Here is a 24,703-nt window from a genome sequence, read left to right as displayed (position 1 = left end):
CACCGGGTACGGGCCAACCCGTCATTCCCGAAAAGCTTGCCGCGTCTCCAGCGTCCCCGCACCTGAGTCTGGCCAAAGTACGCGGAGAGGCGGAACAGCTCAGGCGTTGCCGTTGAAGAGGCCGGTTACGGACCCGTTCTCGAAGACCTCGCGGATGGTGCGGGCCAGCAGCGGCGCGATGGACAGCACGGTCAGCGTGGGGAACTTCTTCTCCTCGCTGATCGGCAGGGTGTTGGTGATGACGACCTCGCGCGCGCCGCAGTTGGCCAGGCGCTCGGCGGCCGGGTCGCTCAGCACGCCGTGCGTGGCGGCGATGATGACATCGCCCGCGCCGGCCTCCTTGAGCACCTTCACCGCGCCGGCGATGGTGCCACCGGTGTCGATCATGTCGTCGATCAGCACGCAGGTGCGGCCCTCGACGTCACCGACGACGCGGTTGGACTTCACCTGGTTGGGGACCAGCGGGTCGCGGGTCTTGTGGATGAACGCCAGCGGCGTGCCGCCGAGCGCGTCGGCCCACTTCTCGGCGACCTTCACGCGGCCCGCGTCGGGGGAGACGACGGCCAGGTTGTCCGAGGGGTAGTTGGTGCGGATGTACTCCGAGAGCTGCACCAGCGCGTGCATGTGATCGACGGGGCCGTCGAAGAAGCCCTGGATCTGGTCGGTGTGCAGGTCGACGGTGATGATGCGGTCGGCACCGGCGGTCTTGAGCAGGTCGGCGACGAGGCGGGCCGAGATCGGCTCGCGCCCGCGGTGCTTCTTGTCCTGGCGGGCGTACGGGTAGAACGGCAGCACCGCGGTGATCCGCTTGGCGGAGCCGCGCTTGAGCGCGTCGATCATGATGAGCTGTTCCATCAACCACTGGTTCAGCGGCGCGGGGAAGCTCTGCAGCACGAAGGCGTCGGAACCGCGCACCGACTCCTCGAACCGGACGAAGATCTCGCCGTTGGCGAAGTCACGCGCGGTCTGCGGGGTGATGTCGACGTCCAGTTCCTTGGCGACCTGCTCGGCCAGCTCGGGATGTGACCGGCCGGCGAAGAGCATCAAGTTCTTCTGGTTGTCGATCGAGAACGCGGTCACTGCTGGTTGCCATCCTTTTGCTCGATTGTCTGATCAGACGTCTCGTTTGCCGCGATGGCCTCCGCCGCCGCGCGCGCCGCAGCGGTTCCTGGACGGTAACGCTGCACCCAGTTCTCAATGATGCGCTGTGGCCCACCCGACACGGCCAGTGCCCCCGGTGGAACGCTTCTACGCAGCACAGTACCCGCTCCGGTATAGGCGCCGTCACCCACGGTGACCGGAGCGATGAACATGGTGTCGCTACCGGTCCGCACGTGCGAACCGACCACGGTGTGGTGTTTGTCGACACCGTCATAGTTGACGAAAACGCTGGAAGCGCCGATGTTGCTGTACTCGCCGATGGTCGCGTCACCGACATAGGTCAGGTGCGGCACCTTCGAGTGCGCTCCGATCGAGGCGTTCTTCGTCTCCACGAACGCGCCGAGCTTGCCTTCCTCGCCGACGACGGTGCCCGGCCGCAGGTAGCTGAACGGCCCGATGGTCGCGCCCTCGCCGATCTCGGCCCGCTCGCCGTGGGTGCGGATCACGCTCGCTCCGTCGCCGACGACCACGTCGGTGAGGGTGGTGTCCGGCCCGATCTCGGCGTCCTCGCCGATCCGGGTCGCGCCGAAGAGCTGGGTGCCGGGGCGCAACACGGCGTCGCGCCCGATCCGGACGCTCGCGTCGACCCAGGTGGTCGCCGGGTCGACGACGGTGACGCCGGCGCGCATGTGCCGTTCGAGGATGTAGCGGTTGAGGGTGGCGCCCGCCTGGGACAGCTGCACCCGGTCGTTGACGCCGGTGACCTTGTTCGCGTCGACCAGGCGCGCGCCGTGCACCGGGTGCCCGGCCTCGCGCGCCAGCCGCAGCACGTCGGTCAGGTAGAGCTCGTGCTGGGCGTTGGCGGTGGAGAGCCTGCCGATCATCGTGCGCAGCACGGTCGCGTCGAAGGCGTAGACGCCGGAGTTGACCTCTTTGATCCTGGTCTGTTCCGGGGTGGCGTCGGCGTGCTCGACGATCTCGGCGACCTGGCCGTCGGCGTCGCGCACGATCCGGCCGTAGCCGTTGGCGTCGTCGGGGACGAAGGTCAGCACGGTGACCGCCGGGCGCTCGGTGTAGCTGCGGTGCTCGTCGAGCAGCGCGGACAGCGTGTGCCCGTCCAGCAGCGGCACGTCGGCCGAGGTGACGAGCAGGTCGCCGTCGAAGTCCGCGGGTACCGCGTCCAGCGCGCACTGCACCGCGTGGCCGGTACCGAGCTGCTCCTCCTGCACCGCGCAGACGATCTCGCGGCCGAGTTCCTTGCCCACCTCGGCGACGGCGGCGCTGACCTTCTCGCGGTCGTGCCCGACCACGGTGATCAGGTGGGTCGGCGCGATCTCGGCGGCGGCGTGCAGCGCGTGCGAGAGCATCGACCGGCCGGCCAATGGGTGCAGCACTTTCGGAGTCTTCGACCGCATTCGCGTCCCGGCACCTGCGGCGAGGACGACGACGGCGGTCTGCGGTGGCATGGATCTCCCTCGGCTGCCTGTCAGCGAGTGTGCTGTGGCGGGTTCGGTCGGTAGATGGTGCGGGCCGACGATACGTCACTGTGTCCGTGTGTGCTCCGCCGCCAGGACTCGAACCTGAACTATCTGAACCAAAATCAGAGGTGCTGCCATTACACTACGGCGGATCGCCACACCAGTGGGCCGTGTGACCCACCACTGTGCTACGGCACGGCCATGATCCTCGCACAGTTGCCGCCTCTCCGGAAATTCTGGCGTGCCCGCCTCTCCGAGGATTTGGCCGGACTCGGGTGCGGGGTGTGTCGGGTGGGCGGCAAGCTTGCGGGAAGTGGCTGGGGTAGCCCGTTCCCGGTGAGTTACCCATGTTCTTGCCGAAGCGGCTGCTCCGGGGCGGGGGCCGAGGTTCGGCGGGGGTCTGAGACAGTTGTAAGACTGTCGGGCGGTAGGAGAGGCGGGGATCTGGTGAGTGACGCGGGGCGGCCCAGCAGACCGAGGATGACCGGGACCCAGCGGCGGCAGCAGCTGATCGAGATCGGTCGCGCGTTGTTCGCCGAACGCGGGTATGACGCGACATCGATCGAGGAGATCGCCCAGCGTGCCCAGGTGTCCAAGCCGGTGGTCTACGAGCATTTCGGCGGCAAGGAGGGCTTGTACGCGGTGGTCGTGGACCGCGAGATGTCCATGCTCCTGGACATGATCACCTCCTCGCTCACCCAGAACCGCTCCCGGGTGCGGCTCGAGCAGGTGGCGCTGGCCCTGCTGGCCTACATCGAGGAACGCACCGACGGCTTCCGGATCCTGGTCCGCGACCAGCCCGCCGTGAACGCCGACGGGCGCTACTCGAGCCTGCTCAACGAGGCCGTCAACCAGGTCGCGCATCTGCTCGCCGGTGATTTCGCGCGCCGCGATCTGGATCCGAGCCTGGCCCCGCTCTACGCGCAGGCGCTCGTCGGCATGGTCTCCACCGCGGCCACCTGGTGGCTCGACGAGCGCACCCCGCCGAAGGAAGTGGTCGCGGCGCATCTGGTCAACCTGTGCTGGAACGGATTGAGCCACTTGGAAGCCGAACCGGGGCTCAGCTCCGAATGGAATACCGGGCGGACCCACGGAACGGCCGGGTAACCGGGCGATAGCGCCCTTCGCCGCAGCGAATCCAGGATTCGGCTGCCACCGGAAAGTCTGGTGGTACGGTTCACCCATCCTTTTGGGTGCTGCCGGGCGGTAAGTCGATCAAACTTCGGGATGTCGGTCTACTTCAGGATGGCTGGATTATTGGATGACAGGCGGATCTGATGGCTAGGCAAGCGCGCGCGGAGATCACCCGCGACTCCGTCCTTGCTGGCGCTGCCGATGTCTTTCTCCGTTTGGGCTACGCCAACGCGAGCCTCAGCGAAATCATCGCGCAGTCCAATGTGACCAAGGGCGCCTTGTACTTTCACTTCGGCTCCAAGGAGGAGCTGGCCAGGGCGGTGGTCGATCAGGGCAACGAACGCCTGGTCGGCTCGTGCCAGGGATTCTTCGATTCCCGGGTCCCCGCGCTGGAGGCGTGCATCGGCATCACCTACGTGGTGGCCGACCTGTCGATGAACGATCCGATGGTGGGGGCGATGCTCAAGCTCACCCACCAGATCGGTGACTATCGCGGCGCCCAGGGCGACAACATCGCCAAGGTCTGGAGCGAGACGTACCGGGTGCTGGCCGAGCGGGCCATCGCGCAGGGCGATCTGCACGCCGACCTGGACCCCGAGGTGGTCGGCCTGCTGCTGCACGAGCTCACGGCGGGCGTGCACATCGTGGCCGTCGGCACCGAGTCGATGGAGCAGATGGCGTCCCGGATGGAACGCGCCTGGTACTTCCTGCTGCCCTCGATCGTGCCGACGGAGAAGCTCTCCTACTTCCGCGAGTTCGCAGCCTAGACGCTGCGGTCGGTGGCGAGCACCGCCCGCACGTCGGCCTCGGCGCCGGTCGTCTCGATCCTGACCTCGTTGCGGCCGAAGGCGTGCAGCAGCAGCTCCGAGGGCTTGCCGGTGAGTACGACCTCCGGGCCCTCGGCGCGGTGCGCGGTCACCCGGTCGCCGTCCGGCGTCGCGAGCACCACGGCGACCGGCGACTTGCGGTAGGCCGTGCGCGCCACCATGCGCAGCGCCGACCACAGCCGCTTCTCGTCGGCGGCCGCCAATTCCCGTGGCGTCCAACCGGGTTCGGCTCGGCGGACGTCCTCGTGGTGGACGAACATCTCGGTCAGGTTGGCGTAGGCGTCGACCGGCTTGAGCGGTGACCACCACGGCGGGCCGGTGCGGACCAGTTCGGCCAGTTCGGCGAAGGGTCGCTGGGCGATCTTGTCCTGGGCCGCGTCCAGGTACCCGGCCAGCGGCTTCACCAGGATGCCGAGCGAGGCGTCGGGCCTGCGTTCGCGCACCACCAGGTGGGCGGCCAGATCGTGCACCGTCCAGGTACCGCACAGGGTGGGGGCCGCGGGCCCCGCTTCGATCATCGTCGCCACCAGGGCGTGGCGTTCACGCTGAGCCAGACTCACGCCTCCGACCGTACGCGCCGGCGGACGGTCGCCGCAGTGCCGGGCCCGGGACGGTGGGGGACGGAGGCGTGTCGGTGCCGGAGATTAGACTCGACGCGGAACATCCCGTCTGCGTATTCAGGAGCGTTCATGTCCTCCCTTCGTCCTCCGCTCGCCGGTCTGGCCGAGGCGGCTGGGGGTGACGCCGCGCTGCGGACGGTTGCCGACCTGGTCGGGAAGTCCGGGGTGGAGCTGGTCGCCCCGTCGGCGGTCCGGCCCTTCGTCGCGCAGGCCGTCGCCGCCCAGCGACCGCTGGTCGTGGTGACCGCCACCGGCCGCGAGGCCGACGACCTGACCGTCGAGCTGGCCGAGATGCTCGGGCCCTCGGTCGCGCAGTTCCCGTCCTGGGAGACCCTGCCGCACGAGCGGCTCTCGCCCGGCCCCGACACCGTGGGCCGCAGGCTCGAGGTGCTGCGCAGGCTGGCCCACCCCGAGGACCCGGTCTACCCGGAGCCGCTGCGCGTCGTCGTCACCACGGTGCGTTCGCTGATGCAGCCGATGACGGCCGGGCTCGGCGACATCGAGCCCATCGTGCTGCGCACCGGCGCCGACTACGACTTCGACGAATTGCTCACCCGCCTGGTGGAATTCGCCTACACCCGGGTCGACATGGTCGGCAAGCGCGGCGAGTTCGCCGTGCGCGGCGGCATCCTCGACCTGTTCCCGCCCACCGCCGATCATCCGGTGCGCGTGGAGTTCTGGGGCGACGAGGTCACCGAGCTGCGCCCGTTCTCGGTCGCCGATCAGCGCTCGCTGGACGAGCAGTCCGTGGAACTCGTCGTCGCGCCGCCGTGCCGTGAACTGCTGCTCACCGCCCCGGTGCGCGAGCGCGCGGCCGCCGTCGCGGCCGACAACGCCGCCGACGCCGCCCTGGTCGAGATGCTGGACAAGATCGCCGAGGGCATCCCGGTCGACGGTATGGAGGCCCTGCTGCCGGTGCTCGCCCCCGGCCATCTCAGCCTGCTCACCGAGGCCCTGCCCGCGGGCACCCACCTGCTGCTGTGCGATCCGGAGAAGATCCGCACCCGCGCCGCCGACCTGGTCCGCACCGGCGAGGAATTCCTCGAGGCCTCCTGGACCGCGGCCTCGTTCGGCAGCGACGCGCCGCTGGGCGCGCACGGTCTGGACCTGGCCGCCTCCGGCTATCGCAGCCTGCCCGAACTGCACACCAGCGCCGACGAACTCGGGCTGCCGTGGTGGACGCTGAGCCCGCTCAGCTCCGGCGATCCGGTCGAGGTGAACTTGCCGGTGCTGGCCGGTCCCACCGCGCGCGGGTCCGAGGAACTGGTGGCCACCATCTTCGCCTCGCTGCGCGCGCACGTCGCCACCGGCGGCCGCGCGGTCGTCGTGGTGACCGGACACGGTACGGCACAACGCATCCTGGAACGCCTCGCCGACGCCGAGGTGCCCGCGAGCGCGCTCGCGGCGGGGGCGGCGCCGGAGCCGGGCGTGGTGGGAGTGCTGTGCGGTTCGCTGCACGACGGCGTGATCTTCGACGACGCCGGGCTGGTCGTCGTCGCCGAGTCCGACCTCACCGGCAACCGGGTCACCGCGCCCAGCGAGGGCAAGCGGCTGCCCGCCAAGCGCCGCAACCAGGTCGACCCGCTGGCGCTGTCGGCCGGTGACATGGTCGTGCACGACCAGCACGGCATCGGCCGCTTCGTGGAGATGATCGAGCGCACGGTCGGCGGCGCCCGCCGCGAGTACCTGGTCATCGAGTACGCGCCGGGCAAGCGCGGCCAGCCGGGCGACCGGCTGTTCGTGCCGATGGAATCGCTCGATCAGCTGTCCCGCTATGTCGGCGGCGAACTGCCCAGCCTGTCCAAGCTCGGCGGTTCCGACTGGGCGAACACGAAACGCAAGGCGCGCAAGGCCGTTCGTGAGATCGCGGGCGAGCTGGTGCAGCTGTACGCGGCCCGCCAGGCCGCGCCGGGTCACGCCTTCGCCCCGGATACCCCGTGGCAGCAGGAGATGGAGGACGCGTTCGCGTTCACCGAGACCGTCGACCAGATGACCGCCATCACCGACGTGAAGGCCGATATGGAGAAGGCGGTCCCGATGGACCGCGTGGTCTGCGGCGACGTCGGCTACGGCAAGACCGAGATCGCGGTGCGCGCCGCGTTCAAGGCGGTCCAGGACGGCAAACAGGTCGTGGTGCTCGTGCCGACTACGCTGCTGGCCCAACAGCACCTGCAGACCTTCACCGAGCGGGTCGCCGGGTTCCCGGTGACGGTGAAGGGCCTGTCGCGGTTCACCGACGCGGCCGAGTCCAAGGAGATCATGGCCGGGATGGCCGAGGGCGAGGTCGACATCGTGGTCGGCACGCACCGGCTGCTGCAGACCGGCGTGCGCTGGAAGGACCTCGGGCTGGTCATCGTCGACGAGGAACAGCGCTTCGGTGTCGAGCACAAGGAACACATCAAGGCGCTGCGCACCCACGTCGACGTGCTCACCATGTCGGCCACCCCGATCCCGCGCACCCTGGAGATGAGCCTGGCCGGCATCCGCGAGATGTCGACCATCCTCACCCCGCCGGAGGAGCGCCATCCGGTGCTCACCTACGTGGGCGCCTACAACGACAAGCAGGTCACCGCCGCCATCCGGCGCGAGCTGATGCGCGACGGCCAGGTGTTCTACGTGCACAACCGGGTGTCCTCGATCGACAAGGCGGCCAAGCGGATTCGCGATCTGGTGCCCGAGGCCAGGGTGGTCGTGGCGCACGGGCAGATGAACGAGGACCAGCTCGAGCGGACCGTGCAGGGCTTCTGGCAGCGCGAGTTCGACGTGCTGGTCTGTACCACGATCATCGAGACCGGCCTGGACATCTCCAACGCCAACACCCTGATCGTGGAACGCGCCGATTCGCTGGGCCTGTCGCAGCTGCACCAGCTGCGCGGTCGCGTCGGCCGGTCCCGCGAGCGCGGCTACGCCTACTTCCTGTACCCGCCGGAGAAGCCGCTCACCGAGACCGCCTACGACCGGCTGGCCACCATCGCGCAGAACTCCGATCTGGGCGCCGGTATGGCGGTGGCCATGAAGGACCTCGAGATCCGCGGCGCGGGCAATGTGCTCGGCGCCGAGCAGTCCGGCCATGTGGCGGGCGTCGGTTTCGATCTGTACGTGCGGCTGGTCGGCGAGGCCGTGGAGGCCTATCGCGCGGCCGCCGACGGCAAGCCGATCGTCACCGAGGAGAGCAAGGAGGTGCGCATCGACCTGCCGGTGGACGCGCACATCCCGCCCGACTACGTCGCCAGCGACCGGCTGCGGCTCGAGGCCTACCGCAAGCTGGCCGCCGCGCAGGACGACGCGGCACTGGCCGCGGTGGTGGAGGAGCTCGTCGACCGGTACGGCCCGCTGCCGGTGGAGGTCGGCAGGCTGGTGTCGGTGGCCAGGCTGCGGCTGCTGGCCCGCTCCTACGACGTGGCCGAGATCGTCGTCACCGGAACCACGCTGAAGATCGCTCCGATGACCCTGCCCGATTCCAAGCAGCTGCGGCTCAAGCGGCTCTACCCGAGCGCCACCTACCGCGCGGCCAGCGGTCTGGTGCAGCTGCCGCTGCCGCGGGTCACCGACAGCGTCGGCGCCGAGCGGGTGCGCGATGTGGCCGTGCTGCAGTTCGTCGCCGATCTGCTGCTGGCACTGGACGGTAAACCGCAAGGCCTGGTGGATCTTTCGGTGCCGACCGAAGTGACCACGGTCTGATGGGCGAGGCGCAGGAGGCGGCCGACACCGCGGTGGTGGCGGCCGGGCTGGCCGGCGCGGTCGAGGTGATGGACCGGCTGTGGCATTTCGGCGGCTGGGAGACCACCCAGACCCACGACTCGCTGCGCCCGTACCTGCTCGAGGAGACCTACGAGCTGCTCGACGCCATCCAGGCGGGCGACTACGAGACGATCAAGGAGGAACTCGGCGATCTGCTGCTGCAGGTGCTGTTCCACTCCCGGATCGCCGAGGCCGCGGGCGAATTCACCGTCGACGAGGTGGCGGCCACCCTGGTGGACAAGCTGGTGCACCGCAGCCCGCACCTGATCGCCGCCGACCTGCCTGCGGGCACCTCGGTGGCCGACAAGATCGCCGCCCAGGAAAAGGCCTGGGAGGAGCGCAAATCCGCGGAGAAGTCGCGGCGCTCCTGCCTCGACGGGATCGCCATGGCCCAGCCGGCGCTGGCGCTGGCCGAGAAAGTTCGCTCCCGCAGCGCCAGGGCGGGGCTGCCCGACGATCTGATCCCCGACGCGCTGCGCGTCGTCGAACTCGGCGGCCCCGACTCCGCCGAGGAACGACTGCGCAAGGCCACCCTGGACTTCGCCCGCGCCATCCGAGCCACCGAGGACGCGGCGGAATCCGCACGCGGCGACCGGCTCCCGCTCACCGCGACCGAATGGCGTACTCACTGGCCCGCATAGCTACCGGTCGGCTATCACCTCACGGCGGCTGAGACGTTGCTGAGATCTGGTGGACAATCCGGCGCAGGCCAGCGAGCAAGTGGCACACCGAATTAGACTCGGGGTGGCTCGCCGTTCGCGGTGGGTCACGCGATGTCCGACGATGGTCGAGGTGAGGTAGATGGCAACAGAAGTCGATCCGGCAGGACAGGATTCCATGACCGATCATCCGGAGCTCGACGTGTTGCCGGTGTGGCCGCAGGAGACGATCGCGGTGCTGGTCACCACCGATCCCGCGCCGCACGCGATTCCCGTGTCGTGGCCGGTGCGCGCCGGTGACCGGCGCATTCTGCTCAGCCTCAAGTCCGACCGTGGCTCGCTGGCCCGGCTGCGGGCCCAGCCCGAGGTGGCGTTGCTGATCCTGGGCGGCGGCAATGTGGCGCTGTGCGCGCGGGGACGCGCGAAGGTGATCGCCGAGCAGATGCCGGCCGCCGAGGACTACACCGCCGTGCAGCTGGACGTCGACGTGATCGACGACCACCGCCAGTCCGCCTTCGCGGTGGATCGGGGTATCCAGCGTACCGTGCTCGACGAGACCGAACTGCACGCCTTGGAGGGCCGGGTCGAGACCCTGCGGACCTGGGCCGAGAGCGGACACTGACCAACACGATCAGATAGAAGGGTTTTCATGAGCGTCACACTCGCCAAGGGCGGCAATGTCTCGCTGTCGAAGCAGACCGACAATCTCACCAAGGTGGCCGTCGGTCTCGGCTGGGACGTGCGCACCACCACCGGCGCCGACCACGACCTCGACGCCAGCGCGCTGGCGACCGGCGCCAACCTGAAGGTGCTCTCCGACCAGCACTTCGTCTTCTACAACAACCTGCGCTCGCCCGAGGGCACCATCGAGCACACCGGCGACAACCTGACCGGCGCCGGCGACGGTGACGACGAGGTGATCAACGTCGACCTGGCCGCCACGCCGCCGACGATCACCAACATCTTCTTCCCGGTCTCGATCCACGACGCCCAGGCCCGCGGCCAGTCCTTCGGCCAGATCCGCAACGCCTACATCCGCGTCGTCGACGCCATCACCGGCGTCGAACTGGCCCGCTACGACCTGTCCGAAGACGCCTCCACCGAGACCGCGATGGTCTTCGGGGAGCTCTACCGCCACAACAGCGAGTGGAAGTTCCGCGCCATCGGCCAGGGCTACGCCTCCGGCCTGGCCGGCATCGCCAGGGACTACGGCGTCAACATCTGACCGGTACGCTTCGACCGGACCCACCGCACCGCAGTGGGTCCGGTTTTCGTTGCGCGGGAGGGGTGGGAGTTGGAACGGGGCAGCGTTTTCGCCGGGTACACGATCCTCGGTGAGCTCGGCCGAGGCGGGATGGGCACGGTGTATCTGGCCCGGCATCCGCGCCTGCCGCGCAATGTCGCGCTGAAGCTGCTCGCCCGCGATCACGTCGCGGATCAGGATTCGCTGCGCCGGTTCGAACGGGAAGCGGAATTGATCGCGGCGCTGGACCATCCCGGCATCGTCACCGTGTTCGACCGTGGGTCGGTGGACGGTCATCCGTGGCTCACCATGCGTTATGTCGAGGGGACCGACGCGAGCCGCCTGCGGGCCGAGGATCTGCCGCTGCCGCGCGCCGCCCGGATCGTCGCCGATATCGCCGGAGCGCTGGACTACGCGCACCGGCGCAATGTGCTGCACCGCGACATCAAGCCCGCCAATATCCTGCTGACCGTGGAAAGCGGCGCCGAACGCGCGCTGCTGTCCGACTTCGGGATCGCGTTGCCGGGCAACTCCACCACCCACCGCACCGCGACCGGGACGATCAACGCCACGCTCGCCTACGCCTCGCCGGAACAGCTCACCGGCGCCCCGCTGGACGGCCGGGCGGACCAGTATTCGCTGGCCTGCACCCTGTTCCGCCTGCTGACCGGCCGGACACCGTTCGTGGCCGACGACGCGGTGGCCCTGATCGCCGGGCACTTGCAGCTCGACCCGCCCGCGCCGAGCACCTATCGACGCGATGTGCCACGGGCACTCGACGAGGTCATCGGCCGCGCGCTGGCCAAGCGTCCGGACGAGCGCTTCCCGTCCTGCGCGGAGTTCGCGGCCGCCGTCGCCGCCGCGATCGCGGTGCCCGCCGCTCGCTCGTCGGCCGAGGTTCGGCCGTCGGCCGTCGCGTCGGTGCCGTCGACCGGCGCCGTGGCCGCACGACCGCGCGCGACCACGAGCAAACCGGCACGGACCGTGGTGTTCCGTCGCTGGCAGGCGGCGCTCGCCATCGCGGCGGTCGTCGTCCTGGGTGTCGGATCCGGACTGGCCGTGGTGAAGATGCTGGGGGTCGACTCGATCACCGAGTCGGCCTCGGTGACCACCACGGTGAGCCAAGCGAAGACTGCGCTGAAGCCCGCGACCGCAGCGGACACCGCCGAGGCCGCGCGGGCGATAGAACTCCTGCGCACGACCTTTCCCCGGATGACCCCTGCGGGGTCGGAGGGACCCGGGTTCCGCGGCACTACGTGTACGTCACATGCCAAAGTGATCGTGCCGCACGCACTCCCCACGGTCGCGCCAGCTCTCGGCGAATGGGTGTCGGCGTGGCGGTGCCTGGGTGGACTCGATGCCCGATGCTGCGCGTACTACATCGTCGCCTACCGGACTGCGGCCGACGTGCAGAGTGTCGTCGACCGGCTGCAGGCCCGTTCCAGGCTCGCGGATTCAATCGGGACGGTGGCCGTGACCAACCACTGGTTCTCCCTGCCGAGAGACTCCTCCGAGACTACGAATCTCATCACGACGTTTCCTGGTGATCCCGTTCGCGGAACGATGCTCCTGTACGCGACGCCGCTCTACGGAAACACCGTCGCCACCCGGGACGAGATAGCGAACACCATGACCGCCTGGTGGCGCGACGCTCCGCTGGCGTGAGCGCCGCACCGCCATCGGTCAGGTCGACTGGGTCGCCGGGATCCTGCTGGGCTGTGCGGCCCCGGCGCGATCGAGCAGCGACAGGTACTTGCGCAGCATCAGGACCGCGGTGGTGGCCAAGCCTGCGGTGAGACCCCACCACACCCCCGCCGGGCCCAGGTGCAGGGGGAAGGCGAACAGCAGGGCCGCCGGCAGACCGACACCCCAGTAGCCGACCAGGGACAGGCGGAAGCCGGCCGAGGTCTCCTTGAGACCGCGCAGCAGACCGGTGCCGATGTTCTGGGCGGCGTCGAAGAACTGCAGGACGATGCCGATGAGCAGCAGGGTGTGGGCGATCGCGACGGTGTCGGTGTCGGCGAGGTCCAGGAACGGGGCGAGCACGAGGTCGGGGGCCACCACGTAGACCACGCCGGTGATCGCGGCGACGACGCCCGCCTGGCGCAGCGCCAGCCAGGCCAGCGCCCGCGCGTGGCTGTACTCGTCGCGCCCGACGGCATGGCTGACCAGGATCGACGCGCCGTGCGAGATGCCGATCGCGACCTGGAACACGATGTAGATGATCTGGTAGACCACATTGTGCGCGGCCAGCGCGGCGGGCCCGAAACTGCCCATCACCAGCGCCAGCACCGAGAACATGCCCGCTTCCGACCCGTAGGTCAGCGCGATCGGGGTGCCGAGGCGCAGTTCCTCGCGCACGATCGACCAGCGCACCGGCCACGGCGTGCGCGGCAGGATCGGGCCGAGTGTGTCGTCGCGCGCCACCATCGCCCAGAACACCCCGAAGGTGATCAGGAAGACGAGCGAGGTCGCGATGCCCACACCGGTGAGACCGCTGGCGGGCAGTCCGGCCCAGCCGTGGATGAAGCTGAGCGCGAGCACCAGGTTCAGCGCCACCGAGCCGAGCGTCACCAGCAGCAGCGCCTGCGGCCGCTGCATGCCGACGGTGTACTGACGCAGTACCTGGAACCACAGACACGGCAGCAGGCCGGGCGCCAGCGCGATCATCATCGGCCGAGCGAGTGCGAACACCCCCTCGTCCTGCCCCAGCCAGGGCAGTACCCAGCCCAGCCCGATCAGCAGCGCGCCGCCGAGCAGACCGGCGATGGTCGCGATGACGAACGCGGCCCGCACCACGTCGCGGATCTCGTCGTCGGGGGAGTCGCCGCGCTTGCCCGCGGCGCCGACCGCACCGGCGATCTGATTGCCGGTGCCGGTGATCAACCCCACGCACATGGTGCGGATCTGGTTGAACAGCACCAGCGCGAGCCCGCCCGCGGCGACCTCACGGATCCCGAGTGTGCCCATCAGGACCAGATTGGTGGTCGAGACCGCGATCTGCGCCAGCTGGGTGAGCGCGATCGGCGTCGCCAGCTTGGCCAGCGCGCTGTTGTCGGTGGCCTTGGTGCTCACCCACCCACTCCGGGATTCGTCTCGCGCGTGCTCGCGCTCACCTGACCTCCATCAATTCGTCGTGGCGCCGCAGCGGCGAATAGCGGCGCAGCAGCGTGGTGACCTCGCACTCGGCGGCGGGGTCGAGCAGCTCCCGCGCGGCCATCCAGTCGTCGTCGAAGACGGTGTCGAGGTACTTCTCGCCACCGTCGCACACGATGGTGACCACCGTCGACCCGGCCGGAAACTCCTCGAGCCGCGCCAGGGCATTGTGCACCGAACCGCCCGCCGAACCGCCGATCAGCAGCCCGTGTGTCCTGGCGACGGCCCGCGCGGTGGCGAAGGCGTCGACGTCGCTCACCTTCACGCCCTCGTCGAGCTGGGAATAGTCGACCGCGGTGCCGATGGTCGCGCCGGGCGGCGTGCCGGTGCCCGACTGCCAGTACGGGCCGCCCTCGCCGCCGAAGGCGATGGATCCGACCGGTTCCACGCCGATCACCCTGGCGGGTTTGCCGAGTTCGCGCAAGCGGGTGGCGGTGCCGAACAGCGACCCGCCGGTGCCGACCGCCGACAGCAGGATGTCGACCCGCTCCACCTCGTCCAGCAACTCCTCGGCCACCGCGTAGTAGCCGACGGCGTTGGCGTCGTTGTTGTGCTGTTCGGTGAAGTACGCGTCGTCGCGGGCGGCCGCCATCGCCTCGGCGAGGTCCTCCCGTGCCGAGGTGGCGAGCTCGTCGTCACCGTCGTCGGCGACGAACACCAGGTCGGTGCCCATGGCCTTCATCGCGCGTATTTTGTCCTTACAGGCGTGGTTGTCGACCACGGCGGTGAACCGGTAGCCACGTTCGGCCGCGATCACCGCCAAGCCGAGTCCGGTGTTCCCGGACGTCGACTCGATGATATGCCCGCCATCGCGCAGCAAACCTCGCCGCTCCGCGTCGAGCACCATCGAACGGGCCATCCGGATCTTCGCGGCGCCGGTCGGGTTGAACTGTTCGAGCTTGAGCAGCAGCCGGGTGCCGGTGTCGGTGACGGCGAGTTCGAACAGGGGAGTGCGGCCGATCAGATCCGTCACGCGGGTGACGAGAGCCATGGGGTTGTTCCTCCATCGGGTCGGGAGCTCGGGGGGATCAGCGGGCGGTGGCGTCCAGGGTCCAGCGCAGCCGGGCGCCGTGCTCGCGCAGCACGACCTTCGGCGGGAGCGGGAGTTCGTGGAACGGGGACTCGTTGGAGTCCATCTGATACCCGGCGGTGTTCGGGTAGACGAGCAGATCGCCGACGCGGGCGCGCCGCGACAGCGGGATCCGACGCCTGCTCAGCAGGTCGGATTCCAGGCAGGTGGTGGCGCCGACGCAGCTGGGCGCCGGGGCGCCGGGCCGTGCGGGCCACAGCACCGGATCGGGCAGGTATTCGCTGGCGAACCACTGTTCGGACAGGCTCAGGCTGGTGCCGTCGACGGTGAGGATGTCGTACGGTTCGCCGTGCGCGGTCCGGGTTTTCACGCCCTGCACCCGGAACACGGAACTGCCCGCCTGATCGAGCAGCGCGCGGCCCGGTTCGACGGCGAGCCGGATTCCGTTGTCGCGCAAGAGCCCGGCTAGGTCGTTGTGCGCCAGGATGGCGGCGAGCATGTCCGCGCCGGGGGCCGGGAAGTGATACGGGTAGTAGCCGCCGGTGGGCGCTTCGCCGTGAAACCAGTCGTCGCTCGGTGAGTTCCGGAACTGCGCCCAGGATTCGGCGTCGAGGTAGTCGACACCGAAGCCGCCGCCGATCGAGATGGTGTCGGCGGGATGCCCGGCCGCCCGTGCCCGCAGGCAGAGTTCGACCAGACCGGCCGCCTGCTCGGCGCGCGCGATCGCGTCGTACCCCGACAGGTGGAAACTGAAGCCGCGCAACTCGATCGGCCCACGCGGCACGATCGTCCGGACGGCCTGGTCTAGTTCGTCCGGGTCCAGGCCGAAGCGGCTGGTAGATCCCTCGGGAAGCACCCGCAGCAGCACGCGCGCCGGCAGGTCCATGCCCGTGAGCCGGTCCAGCTCGTCGAGCGCGTCGAGCGCGATCGACGCATCGTGCCGGGCCGCCAGCCACAGCAGCTCGTCGGACTTCGCGGGTCCGGTGATCATGAGGTCCGCACCCCGCACACCCTGTGCCAGTGCGGCGACCAGTTCACCGGTGCTCGCGACATCGATACCCGCGCCGCCGTCCGCGCACGCCCGAGCCACACAGGCCGCCTTGTTCGCCTTCTTCCCGAAGTAGACGAACCCGTCGACGCCCGCGGCGGTGAACGCGCGCTGAAAGGCCTTGATGTTCAACGCGACTCGCTCGGGAAACAGCACATGGAACGGCCCGCCGACGGCCTCGGCGATATCGCCGAGCACTTCCGGATCGTCCATCAGCCGCCGTTCCAGCGCGCCGATCGCCGCGGGCAGCGGTGGTGCGCAGTGGCTGGGCCGCGCACGCGGCGGGTCCACCGGACGCACAACGACGGCGTCGGCGGACGAACCACCGACGCCGCCATCGGTATCCGTCAGTCCCACAGCGGCACCTCGACGCCCCGTCCCTCGGCGATGGCGCGGGCCGCGAGGGCGTGCGCGACCGCGATATCGGTGAGCACCAGGCCGCTGTTGTAGACGAAGATCTTCTCGTCCTCGCGGCGTCGCGCGACCGCTGCCCTGGTGAGGATCTGCGGCAATTCGGCGTCGACGCTGCGCAGGGTCCCGTCGGGCCCGGCCATGTCGGTGCCGGTGAGTGCCATCTGCGCCGCACTGGTCGCCACCACCCGGTCCGCGTCGACCAGTGTCGAGGGCGCCAGCCCGTAGCCGACCAGCACGGCGACCGAGCCCGGTGCGAGATGCTCGGATTCGAGCGCGACCTCGGTGCCCGGCCCCGCGGTCGCCAGCACCACGTCGGCCTGCGGCGCCGCCGCGTAGGGGTCGTCGACCACTTCGAGCAGCGCGTGCGGCGCCGCCTCGGCGAGGTGGGCGTGCACCGCGGCCAGTCCCTCGGGATGGGTGCCGAACACCATCAGCTTGCGTAACTGCGGATTCGCCGCGAGCAGGTGTGGCAGGGCGTTGCGTCCCTGGGTGCCGGTGCCGATGAGCAGGGCGCTCTCGGCGCCGCGCCGCACGGTCTCGCGCACCAGCAGCGCCGACACCGCCGGCGTGCGCAGCGCGCCGACCCTGGCGCAGTCCATCATCGCGATGGGCGCGCCGGTGGTGTCGTCGTAGAGGGTGATGGTGGTGTAGTACCGCTTGGTGCTGCGGTCGTGGCCGGGATCGAACTTGTAGGAGGTCTTCATGGCCACCACCCGGCGCCTGCCGTCGCGGCCCAGCATCGCGTAGGACACCGAGGAACCGCCGGGATCGGCGACGCTCAGCTTGCGCGGGTTGTCGGATTCGCCTGCCGCGAAGGCGAGATACGCCTCCTCGACGGCCCGGACCACCTCCGCCGGGGTGATCGGCACGTCGGCCAGGTCGCTGCGCGAGAGCACCCGCAGCGGGATGCTTCGGTCACGGTTGTTCAACGGATCCTCGTTCATCTGTCCTGCCCCGCTCTGCTGTCCGATCGGTGCTCGCCCGGAACGGCGCGATCACTTCTTGCCCATACCCATTCTCGGACGACTCCTGCGCGCGCCTGCGACGTTCGGGCAACCGGATGTTCACGCGCTTGAGCCAGCGGTCGGTGCCGTCGTAGCGGGCGCGGAACGGCACCCGGCCGTGCACGGCGACATCGTTGTCCAGCAGCAGGATCTCCCCGGGCGCGAGCGCGGGCGCGTGGCAGACCCGGGCCAGCTCGGCGGTGAGGCGGGTGTAGGCCGCGGCGAACACCGGGTCGGCGTCGTCGAGCGGGGTGTAGGCGGGATCGTAACGCAGTGTGGGACTGCCATTTTCGTCGAACCACACGGTCGGCAGCGCGGGGGCGGGCTGGTCGAAGCCGGTGCCGTAGGACACGTCGGGCAGGATCGGCACCGTCGGCACGGACAGCGTGCGCAGGTCGCCCTCGGTCAGCTCGACCTGCCGCACCGACGACACCGTGGTGGCGACCCGGTCGCGATTGCGCAGGCAGGTCAGCATCAGCAGGTTCGCGCGGGCGGCGTGGAAGGCGTCCTCGGTGTGCGGGCTGAGCAGGGTGGAACTGCTCGCGCCGGACTGCTCGTCCTCGTGGCCCGCCGCGGGCACGATGTTGTTGACCAGCCTGCCGTTCTGCTGGCCTGCCCAGCCGAACGGCTCACCCGCGCAGCGCGCCAGCAACAGCATCGCGATGTCGAGATCGAGCGAGCTTGTAGCGGCGGCGCCGGTGGCCGCGGCCTGCCAATGCGGCGGGGTCGGGCCGAATTCGGCGTCGTCGACGGGCAGACCGCGTACGACGGTGGCGCCCGCCGCGGTGGCGGGTGGGCGCACGGCGTCGCGGACGGCGTCGGGGAGCTCGTCGACCCGACTCGCGATCTGGGCCAGCAACGCGGGGTCGTGCAAGGTGGTGGTGTGAAGTGTGTCACCTAATCGGTGACGAATGTCGGACGCGAGAGCGCGGACGGCCGAGGCGGCGTCGTGGGGCAGCTCGCGCTGTTCGATGTCGTGCAGGTGAAACGTCATACGTTCGGACAGAACGCTTTTCACCGGCCATCCCTTCTTCGCATCGGTCGAACGCGGGTGAAATTCGGACTCGATGTGCGAAGGTAGTGCCTGTATTCTGATTAGGCAAGACTTACCTAATGTGTCGCTCGGAAATAGCGGGTTCACATAACGGGCAGTTGTACCCCAGCCGTCGACGGGGTGGTCGTCCGGGGTGTCCGAGTCGACTGCGGTTCGGTGACGGTGGCGACGAAGCTCCCCACCCCGCGCTGGTTTTAGGCTAGCCTCGCCTAGTTTGCGGCGTCGGCAAAAGGGGTGCGGCGCATGCGGTTCGAGGGAGGCAACATCATGGGTTTCACTCGCAGGCAGCTCCTGCAATCCGGGCTCGGCGTCACCGCACTGCTACTGGTGGCCGCGTGCACGAGCGACGAGGAGGCCGACGGACCCGCGAAGCAGGGTGGCACCCTGCGCGTCGGCGCGCTCGGCACCGCCGCCCGGATCGAACGAGATCCGCACGCCAACCTCAGCAACGACAGCGACTTCCTGATCGCCTCGCTCGTCTACGACGCGCTCACCGTCCCCGGCGGTGACCCGAATGTCGCGCCGCGTCTCGCCTCGCGCTGGGAACCCTCGCCCGACAACCGGCGCTGGACCTTCACCATCGCCGAGGGCGCCACCTTCCACAACGGCGCGCCGGTCACCGCCGACGACGTGGTCTGGTCCATGCGGCGGCTGCGGCAGGTCGGCGGCGCGTCGAAGATGCCGGTGGCCGAGAACGACATCGTCGCCGACGGGCCGAACCGCGTGGTGTTCACTGTGCCCGCACCCAATACCCAACTGCCGCTGCTGCTTCGGCTGATGACCTTCACGGTGCCGCAGGGCACCACCGACTTCACCGCCGCCGTCGGCACCGGGCCGTTCCGGCTGGAGTCCTATCAGAACGGCAACGCGCGGCTGGTCCGCAACGAGCGCTGGCACGGCACCCCGCCGCTGCTCGACGCGATCGAGGTGACCATGTTCGACAGCGTCACCGCGCTGGGCAACGCCGCGCTCGGGGGCCAGATCGACCTCGCCTCGAACGTCGGCGCGATCGCCGGGCGCACCGCCGCGGGCCGCGGCGACCTGCAGGTGGTCCGGCGCGCGAACGACACCATGCTGGGCGTGGCCATGCGCGCCGCCGACGGACCCTTCGCCGACGCGCGGGTGCGGACCGCCCTGCGGCTCGGCGTGGACCGGACCGCGCTGGTCAACCAGGTGCACTCCGGCTACGGCAGCACCGCCGCCGACATCCTCGGCACCGCCGACCCCGCCTACGACACCGCCGTGCGTCGCGATCGCGAGGTGGAGCGGGCCAAGACCCTGCTGCGCGAGGCCGGCTTCGACACCGGTCGCAGCTACCCGTTCGTCACCAAGGCCGAGGTCCCCGGCGAGGTCGAATCGGCCAAGGTGATCGCCACCCAGCTGGCCGAGATCGGCGTGAAGCTCGATGTGCAGGTGGTCGAATCCGGTGCCTTCTACGACCAGACCTGGCTGAACGCGCCGCTGTACACGGTCTCGTGGGGCACCAACGACTCGGTGCTGTTCCTGGCCGACAAGCTGATGACCACCGGCTCCAACCGTAACGAAACCGCTTTCCGTGACCCGGAATTCGACGCGGCGACCGCGAAGGCGCTGGCCGCGTCCGGCGACGACTACACCAAGGCGGTGCGCGATATCCAGCGCATCGAGTTCGAACGCGGTGGCTACCTGGTGTGGGGCATGGCCGACGGCGTCGACATCGCCGCCGCGCCGGTGCGCGGGTTGCCCACCCTCGGCGGCTTCGCCCGCGTCCAGCTGGAACGTGCCTGGTTGGCGTGAGCGCCGTGCAGACCCTCGTCCTCCCCGTGCTGCGGCGGATCGCGCTGCTGGTGACCCTGCTGGCCATCGTCTTCGTCGCGGTGGACCTGCTGCCCGGCAGCGCGGCGAGCTCGGCGCTGGGCCGGGACGCGGATCGGGCCGAACTCGCCGCCAAGGAGCACGAGCTCGGCCTGGACCGGGCGCTGCCGGTGCAGTTCTGGCACTGGCTCACCGGGGTGCTGACCGGCGACTTCGGGCAGACCGCGCGGGGTAACTCGATCGGGACGCTGCTGGCCGACAAGTTCCCGCAGACCCTGCTGCTCGGGGGGATCGCGCTGCTGCTGACCGTGGTCACCTCGCTGGCACTGGGCTGCTGGTGGGCGGTCCGACCGCGGGCCTTCGGCGCGCGGTTGTTGCAGCCGGCCAGCACCGTCGCCGTCGCCGTGCCCGAATTCGTCTGCGGCACCGTGCTGATCCTGGTCTTGTCGCTGGCCACCGGATGGTTGCCCGCGGTGACCATCACCGACCGTTCCGGATTCCCGGCGGGGCCCGAGATGCTGGTGCTGCCGGTTCTGGCACTGGCGATTCCGCAGATCGGCTGGAACGCGCGGGTGGTGCGCTCGGCGCTGCTCGACGTCGGTACCGCGCCGCACGTGGAAAACGCGGTGCTGGAGGGGCTTCCGGCGCGCACGATCCTGGTGCGGCACATGCTGCCGTTCGCCGCGCCCACCATCGTCGCCGGCTACGCCACCTCCGTCGGCATGCTGTTCGGCGGTGCGCTGGTGGTGGAGACGCTGTTCAACTATCCGGGAGTCGGCGCGGTGCTGGCCGGTTCGGTCGCCGACCGTGACACCGCGACCGTCGCCGCCGTGGTCGCGTTGACCGCGATCGTGATCATGGTGCTGCTCGGCGTCGCCGACATCGTGCGCAACCTGGCCGCGGGAGGTGCGCGATGAGCGGACGTCCGCGCGGATCGTGGTGGCGGTGGACGCTGGCCGCGGGGATCGGGCTGGTCGTGCTCGCGGCCGTCCTCGGGCCGCTACTCGCGCCGCACCCGGCTGACAAGGCGGTCGGGATGCCGTTCGCCGAGCCCGGCGGGCAAGCCGTGCTCGGCACGGACCGGCTCGGTCACGACGTGCTGAGTCACCTGCTCACCGGCGGTACCGAATTGCTGCTGGTGTCGGCGGTGATCGCTGTGCTGGTGACCGTGCTCTCCGCGCTGCTCGGCGCGGTGGCCGCGGTCCGCCCGCGCGCGGGTTCGCTGATCGAGCTGGGTGGCGACCTGGTGATCCTGCTCCCCGCGGTGCTCGGCATCCTGCTGATCCTCACCGCGTGGCCACAGGGCGGGGTGAGCGCGCTGATCGTCGTCGCGCTGCTGTTCGGTGTGCCCTACTGTGCCCGGATCTTCGCCGCGGCCGCCGCGGGCATCGCCGCCACCGGCTATGTCGAGGCGGCCGTCGCGAGCGGGGAATCTCTCCCGCACCTGGTCTTCCGTGAGATCCTGCCCAACCTGCGGGCCGTCTTCACCACCCAGCTCGGCCTGCGCTTCGTCGTCGCGGTCTACCTGGTCAGCACCGTCTCCTTCCTCGGCGTCCCGGCCCTGTCCGACGACAACTGGGCGAACATGGTCCGCGACAACGCCTCCGGGCTGCTCCTCAATCCCTGGGCGGTCCTCGCGCCCAGCGCCGCCATCGCGATCGTCGCCGTGGGCGTGAACCTGGTGGTCACCGGCGGTGCCGTCCGCAGGCCCGCCGGATCCGCGAGCAGTCCCGCGGCAGTGGCGCGGCCTGAACCGGCGGAGTCGGTGAACAAAAGGTCGGCTCGTTTGGTCGACGCAGGTCACCGCGCCGGTGGATCGTCCACCTCCGAGAACGAACAGGCCTCGGCCGGGGTAGCTGAGCCGCGGGAGGATTCGCGGGACGGTCGCCGAGACGACTGTGGGATCTCGGTGGTCGATGCCGGAGACGCGGCGGTGGTCGAAGGGCTGACTGTGGTCGCAGCGAGTGGGGCGGTGCTGCTGGCGCCGTTGTCGTTCCGGTTGAAGGCCGGGACGGTGACCGCCCTGACGGGGGCATCGGGGGCCGGGAAGTCCACGGCCATGCGGGCATTGCTCGGGCATGTGCCCGCCGGTGCGCGGCGCGACGGCACGGTCCTGGTGGCGGGGCACGAGGTGTTCGCGCTGGATCCCGGTGCGCTGCGGTCGTTTCGGCGGACCCGGATCGCCTACGTCGGCCAGGATCCCGGCTCCGAGCTGAATCCGCTGCTGCGCGTGCGCACCGCGCTCGCCGAGGCGGCGCCGAAAGCCTCCGACGCCGAACGTCGCGCGATGCTCGAGCTCGTCGGCCTCGACGAAACCCATCTGCGCCGCCGCTGCGGCCGCCTCTCCGGCGGCCAGCAACGCCGCCTCGCCCTGGCCCGCGCCTTCCTGCGCCGCCCGGACGTGCTCGTCCTCGACGAGCCGCTGGCCGGTCTGCACGGCTCCTTGCGCACCGATATCGCCCGCCTCGTCGCCGACCTAGCCGTCCGCGAATCCACCGCCGTCCTGCTCTCCGGCCACGACACCACCACCATCCACGCCATCGCCCACACCGTCATCGAGGTCCACCCGCCCGGCGGTTCCCCGATCGTCGGCCCGGCTGCCCCAGATGCCACGGGCGCGGTGGAACGAAAAGCGCCGCATGACAGCACTACCGAGCCGGACCCATCGACGGAGCCGGACGAACGCAGTCCCGGTCGGCGCGAGACAGCGTCGCCGGACGGACGGCCGGGTGACGCGGAGCGCGGGAGTTCGGAGCGCGGTCGAGGTATCGATGCGGCAGCGATCAGGGACGACAGCGAGGCCAGTCAGGGGAGAGCCCTGGCCCTGCGCGTCGACGGGGTGACGGCCCGGGCTGACGGGCAAGACGTGCTCGCCGACGTCGGATTCACCGTCGACGAAGGGCAGTCGCTCGCCGTGGTCGGCCCGTCCGGCGCGGGCAAGACGACCCTCGCCCGGGTGGTCGCGGGCCTGCGGCCGGCGAACGCCGGAACACTCGCCCTGCGCGGCGAGGCGATAGCTCTCGATCGCCGTCGCCGGATCAAGGCCGCGCCCAGGGGGATTCAGCTGGTCACGCAGAATCCGCTGGCCGCGCTCAATCCCCGCCGGACGGTGGAGCAGACCCTGGCGCGCCCGCTGCGCCGGATCGCCGAGGTACCGCGCACCGAGATCGCGGCACGGGTCGCGTCCCTGCTCCGCGCCGTGGAGCTGCCGGTCGAACTGGCGGACCGGCATCCACACGAACTCTCCGGTGGGCAACGGCAACGGATCGCGCTCGCCCGGGCGCTCGCCGCCGACCCGGCCGTCCTGATCTGCGACGAGATCACCACCGCGCTGGACGCGCCCACCGCCGCGGCGATCATGCGGCTCCTCGACCGCCTGCGCGCCGACCACGACACCGCCGTCGTGCTGATCAGCCACGACATGGCCCTGGTCGCCGCCCACTGCGCCGAACTGCTCGTCCTCGACCACGGCCGCGTCGTCGAATCCGGGTCGACGACAGCGGTTCTCGCGGCTCCGGAACAGCAGGCGACGGCAGCCCTGCTCGGCTGACTGCCAGGAGGTAACCAGCCGGGCCGCGCTGCCCCCGGCGTGATCAACGCCACCGCATCCACTCTGAGAACTCGCTGTGAGAGGTGCCGTGGCCGCCGCGAATCTGGATGATTGGTTGAGTGTCTGTGCAGAAGATCGGCGTTCTCGCCGCGGTGGCGGTGACCGCGTTGCTCGCGGGGTGTAGTTCGCTCGCCTCGATTCCCGGTGACATGCCGCCGGGTCCCGGCACCGCGCTGCCCGTGATCGACGTGGACGCGCCGGGCCGGGCGGCCGAGCAGTTACGTGGCTGGGCCGACGAGCAGTCGGGGGCGGTCGGCATCGACACGGTGGCGCTGGAGGCCTACGGGTACGCCGCCGCGGTGCTGGCGCGGTCCAAGCCCGAGTGCGGGATCGCCTGGACCACCCTGGCCGGGATCGCCAGCGTGGAGAGCGGGCACGGCACCCATCGCGGCGCGTCGGTGGACGGCGACGGCACGGTGCGGCCCGCGATCATCGGCGTCGCCCTCGACGGCACGAAGAACAATGCCGAGATCCGCGACACCGACGGCGGCAGCCTCGACGGCGACACCACCTACGACCGGGCGGTCGGGCCGTTGCAGTTCATCCCCGAGACCTGGCGTCGCTGGGGTGTCGACGCCAACGGCGACGGCGTGATCGATCCGCAGAACATCGACGACGCCGCACTCACCGCGGCCAGGTACCTCTGCGTCCGCGGTGGCGACCTGACCTCGGCCGACGGCTGGCAGCGCGCGCTGTTCGCCTACAACCAGTCGAACAAGTACATGCGGGTGGTGCGTGACCGCGCGGCCACCTACAGCATCGGCCGCCGGGTGTAGTTCCCGCCGGGCCG

19 protein-coding genes and 1 tRNA gene are annotated in these 24,703 nt (G+C 70.2%); 11 read left to right on the top strand and 9 right to left on the bottom strand.

Annotation, left to right across the window (positions count from 1 at the left end; all coding sequences use genetic code 11):
- Window positions 1–99: 99 nt before the first annotated feature.
- From EL493_RS30990 to EL493_RS30980, 3 genes are all read right to left on the bottom strand, one after another.
- On the bottom strand, window positions 100–1,044 hold the full coding sequence (locus tag EL493_RS30990; protein WP_232017371.1) for a ribose-phosphate diphosphokinase: 945 nt from the start codon (window positions 1,042–1,044) through the stop codon (window positions 100–102).
- 32 nt (window positions 1,045–1,076) lie between these two features.
- A complete protein-coding gene (gene glmU, locus EL493_RS30985; protein WP_022566262.1) occupies window positions 1,077–2,567 on the bottom strand; it encodes a bifunctional UDP-N-acetylglucosamine diphosphorylase/glucosamine-1-phosphate N-acetyltransferase GlmU in 1,491 nt (496 codons plus the stop codon).
- A 93-nt stretch (window positions 2,568–2,660) separates the two neighbouring features.
- Window positions 2,661–2,731 (bottom strand) — tRNA-Gln (locus EL493_RS30980).
- 328 nt (window positions 2,732–3,059) lie between these two features.
- On the opposite strand from EL493_RS30980, the gene EL493_RS30975 reads away from it, so the two are divergent.
- Entirely contained in the window at window positions 3,060–3,686 is a 627-nt protein-coding gene (locus tag EL493_RS30975) for a TetR/AcrR family transcriptional regulator (RefSeq protein WP_019049160.1), read from the top strand.
- 170 nt (window positions 3,687–3,856) lie between these two features.
- Window positions 3,857–4,480 carry a TetR/AcrR family transcriptional regulator gene (locus EL493_RS30970; protein WP_022566263.1) on the top strand — a complete coding sequence of 208 codons (624 nt, stop codon included), beginning with the start codon at window positions 3,857–3,859 and terminating at the stop codon, window positions 4,478–4,480.
- On the opposite strand, the gene EL493_RS30965 is transcribed toward EL493_RS30970, so the two are convergent.
- The gene (locus EL493_RS30965) at window positions 4,477–5,100 is read right to left on the bottom strand and encodes a TIGR03085 family metal-binding protein (RefSeq protein ID WP_019049158.1); all 624 of its coding nucleotides are present in this window, start codon (window positions 5,098–5,100) and stop codon (window positions 4,477–4,479) included. The genes EL493_RS30970 and EL493_RS30965 overlap by 4 nt on opposite strands.
- A gap of 129 nt (window positions 5,101–5,229) precedes the next feature.
- Between EL493_RS30965 and mfd the strand changes: the two genes are divergently transcribed.
- The 5 genes from mfd to EL493_RS30940 all read left to right on the top strand — a co-directional run bounded on the left by mfd (window position 5,230) and on the right by EL493_RS30940 (window position 12,468).
- On the top strand, window positions 5,230–8,841 hold the full coding sequence (mfd, locus tag EL493_RS30960; protein ID WP_022566264.1) for a transcription-repair coupling factor: 3,612 nt from the start codon (window positions 5,230–5,232) through the stop codon (window positions 8,839–8,841).
- Window positions 8,841–9,542: a MazG family protein gene (locus EL493_RS30955; protein ID WP_019049156.1), complete on the top strand. Its 702-nt coding sequence runs from the start codon at window positions 8,841–8,843 to the stop codon at window positions 9,540–9,542. Before mfd ends, EL493_RS30955 begins: the two co-directional genes overlap by 1 nt.
- Window positions 9,543–9,702: 160 nt before the next feature.
- Window positions 9,703–10,182: a hypothetical protein gene (locus EL493_RS30950; RefSeq protein WP_232017266.1), complete on the top strand. Its 480-nt coding sequence runs from the start codon at window positions 9,703–9,705 to the stop codon at window positions 10,180–10,182.
- Window positions 10,183–10,209: 27 nt separating this feature from the next.
- Window positions 10,210–10,785 carry a TerD family protein gene (locus tag EL493_RS30945; protein ID WP_019049154.1) on the top strand — a complete coding sequence of 192 codons (576 nt, stop codon included), beginning with the start codon at window positions 10,210–10,212 and terminating at the stop codon, window positions 10,783–10,785.
- Between the two features lie 69 nt (window positions 10,786–10,854).
- The gene (locus EL493_RS30940) at window positions 10,855–12,468 is read left to right on the top strand and encodes a serine/threonine-protein kinase (RefSeq protein WP_019049153.1); all 1,614 of its coding nucleotides are present in this window, start codon (window positions 10,855–10,857) and stop codon (window positions 12,466–12,468) included.
- Window positions 12,469–12,486: 18 nt separating this feature from the next.
- Here EL493_RS30940 and EL493_RS30935 read toward each other — a convergent pair whose 3' ends face one another.
- Genes EL493_RS30935 through EL493_RS30915 form a run of 5 tightly spaced genes read right to left on the bottom strand, consistent with a single transcriptional unit; the run spans window position 12,487 to window position 18,449 of the window.
- On the bottom strand, window positions 12,487–13,878 hold the full coding sequence (locus tag EL493_RS30935) for an MATE family efflux transporter (protein ID WP_019049152.1): 1,392 nt from the start codon (window positions 13,876–13,878) through the stop codon (window positions 12,487–12,489).
- Between the two features lie 37 nt (window positions 13,879–13,915).
- Window positions 13,916–14,950, bottom strand: a complete 1,035-nt coding sequence (locus EL493_RS30930; protein ID WP_019049151.1) for a PLP-dependent cysteine synthase family protein — start codon at window positions 14,948–14,950, stop codon at window positions 13,916–13,918.
- Window positions 14,951–14,987: 37 nt separating this feature from the next.
- Window positions 14,988–16,394, bottom strand: coding sequence for an alanine racemase (locus EL493_RS30925; protein WP_019049150.1), 1,407 nt, complete (start codon window positions 16,392–16,394; stop codon window positions 14,988–14,990).
- A complete protein-coding gene (locus EL493_RS30920; protein ID WP_019049149.1) occupies window positions 16,385–17,395 on the bottom strand; it encodes an ornithine cyclodeaminase in 1,011 nt (336 codons plus the stop codon). Before EL493_RS30920 ends, EL493_RS30925 begins: the two co-directional genes overlap by 10 nt.
- Window positions 17,367–18,449 (bottom strand): TauD/TfdA family dioxygenase, encoded by a 1,083-nt coding sequence (locus tag EL493_RS30915; protein ID WP_019049148.1) that lies wholly within the window; start codon window positions 18,447–18,449, stop codon window positions 17,367–17,369. The genes EL493_RS30920 and EL493_RS30915 overlap by 29 nt, the downstream gene beginning before the upstream one ends.
- Window positions 18,450–18,752: 303 nt before the next feature.
- Here EL493_RS30915 and EL493_RS30910 point away from each other — a divergent pair, with 303 nt between their 5' ends.
- The 4 genes from EL493_RS30910 to EL493_RS30895 all read left to right on the top strand — a co-directional run bounded on the left by EL493_RS30910 (window position 18,753) and on the right by EL493_RS30895 (window position 24,689).
- Window positions 18,753–20,285, top strand: coding sequence for an ABC transporter substrate-binding protein (locus tag EL493_RS30910; RefSeq protein WP_019049147.1), 1,533 nt, complete (start codon window positions 18,753–18,755; stop codon window positions 20,283–20,285).
- Complete coding sequence (locus tag EL493_RS30905; RefSeq protein WP_019049146.1) at window positions 20,282–21,220, top strand: ABC transporter permease; 939 nt, start codon at window positions 20,282–20,284, stop codon at window positions 21,218–21,220. The genes EL493_RS30910 and EL493_RS30905 overlap by 4 nt, the downstream gene beginning before the upstream one ends.
- The gene (locus tag EL493_RS30900; protein ID WP_019049145.1) at window positions 21,217–23,853 is read left to right on the top strand and encodes an ABC transporter ATP-binding protein/permease; all 2,637 of its coding nucleotides are present in this window, start codon (window positions 21,217–21,219) and stop codon (window positions 23,851–23,853) included. Before EL493_RS30905 ends, EL493_RS30900 begins: the two co-directional genes overlap by 4 nt.
- A gap of 125 nt (window positions 23,854–23,978) precedes the next feature.
- Complete coding sequence (locus EL493_RS30895; protein ID WP_019049144.1) at window positions 23,979–24,689, top strand: lytic transglycosylase domain-containing protein; 711 nt, start codon at window positions 23,979–23,981, stop codon at window positions 24,687–24,689.
- Window positions 24,690–24,703: the final 14 nt, after the last annotated feature.

The organism is Nocardia asteroides, assembly GCF_900637185.1.
GTDB lineage: Bacteria > Actinomycetota > Actinomycetes > Mycobacteriales > Mycobacteriaceae > Nocardia > Nocardia asteroides.
The sequence above is the reverse complement of the archived record's forward strand: the minus strand, read 5'-3'. Positions and strand labels throughout refer to the sequence as shown.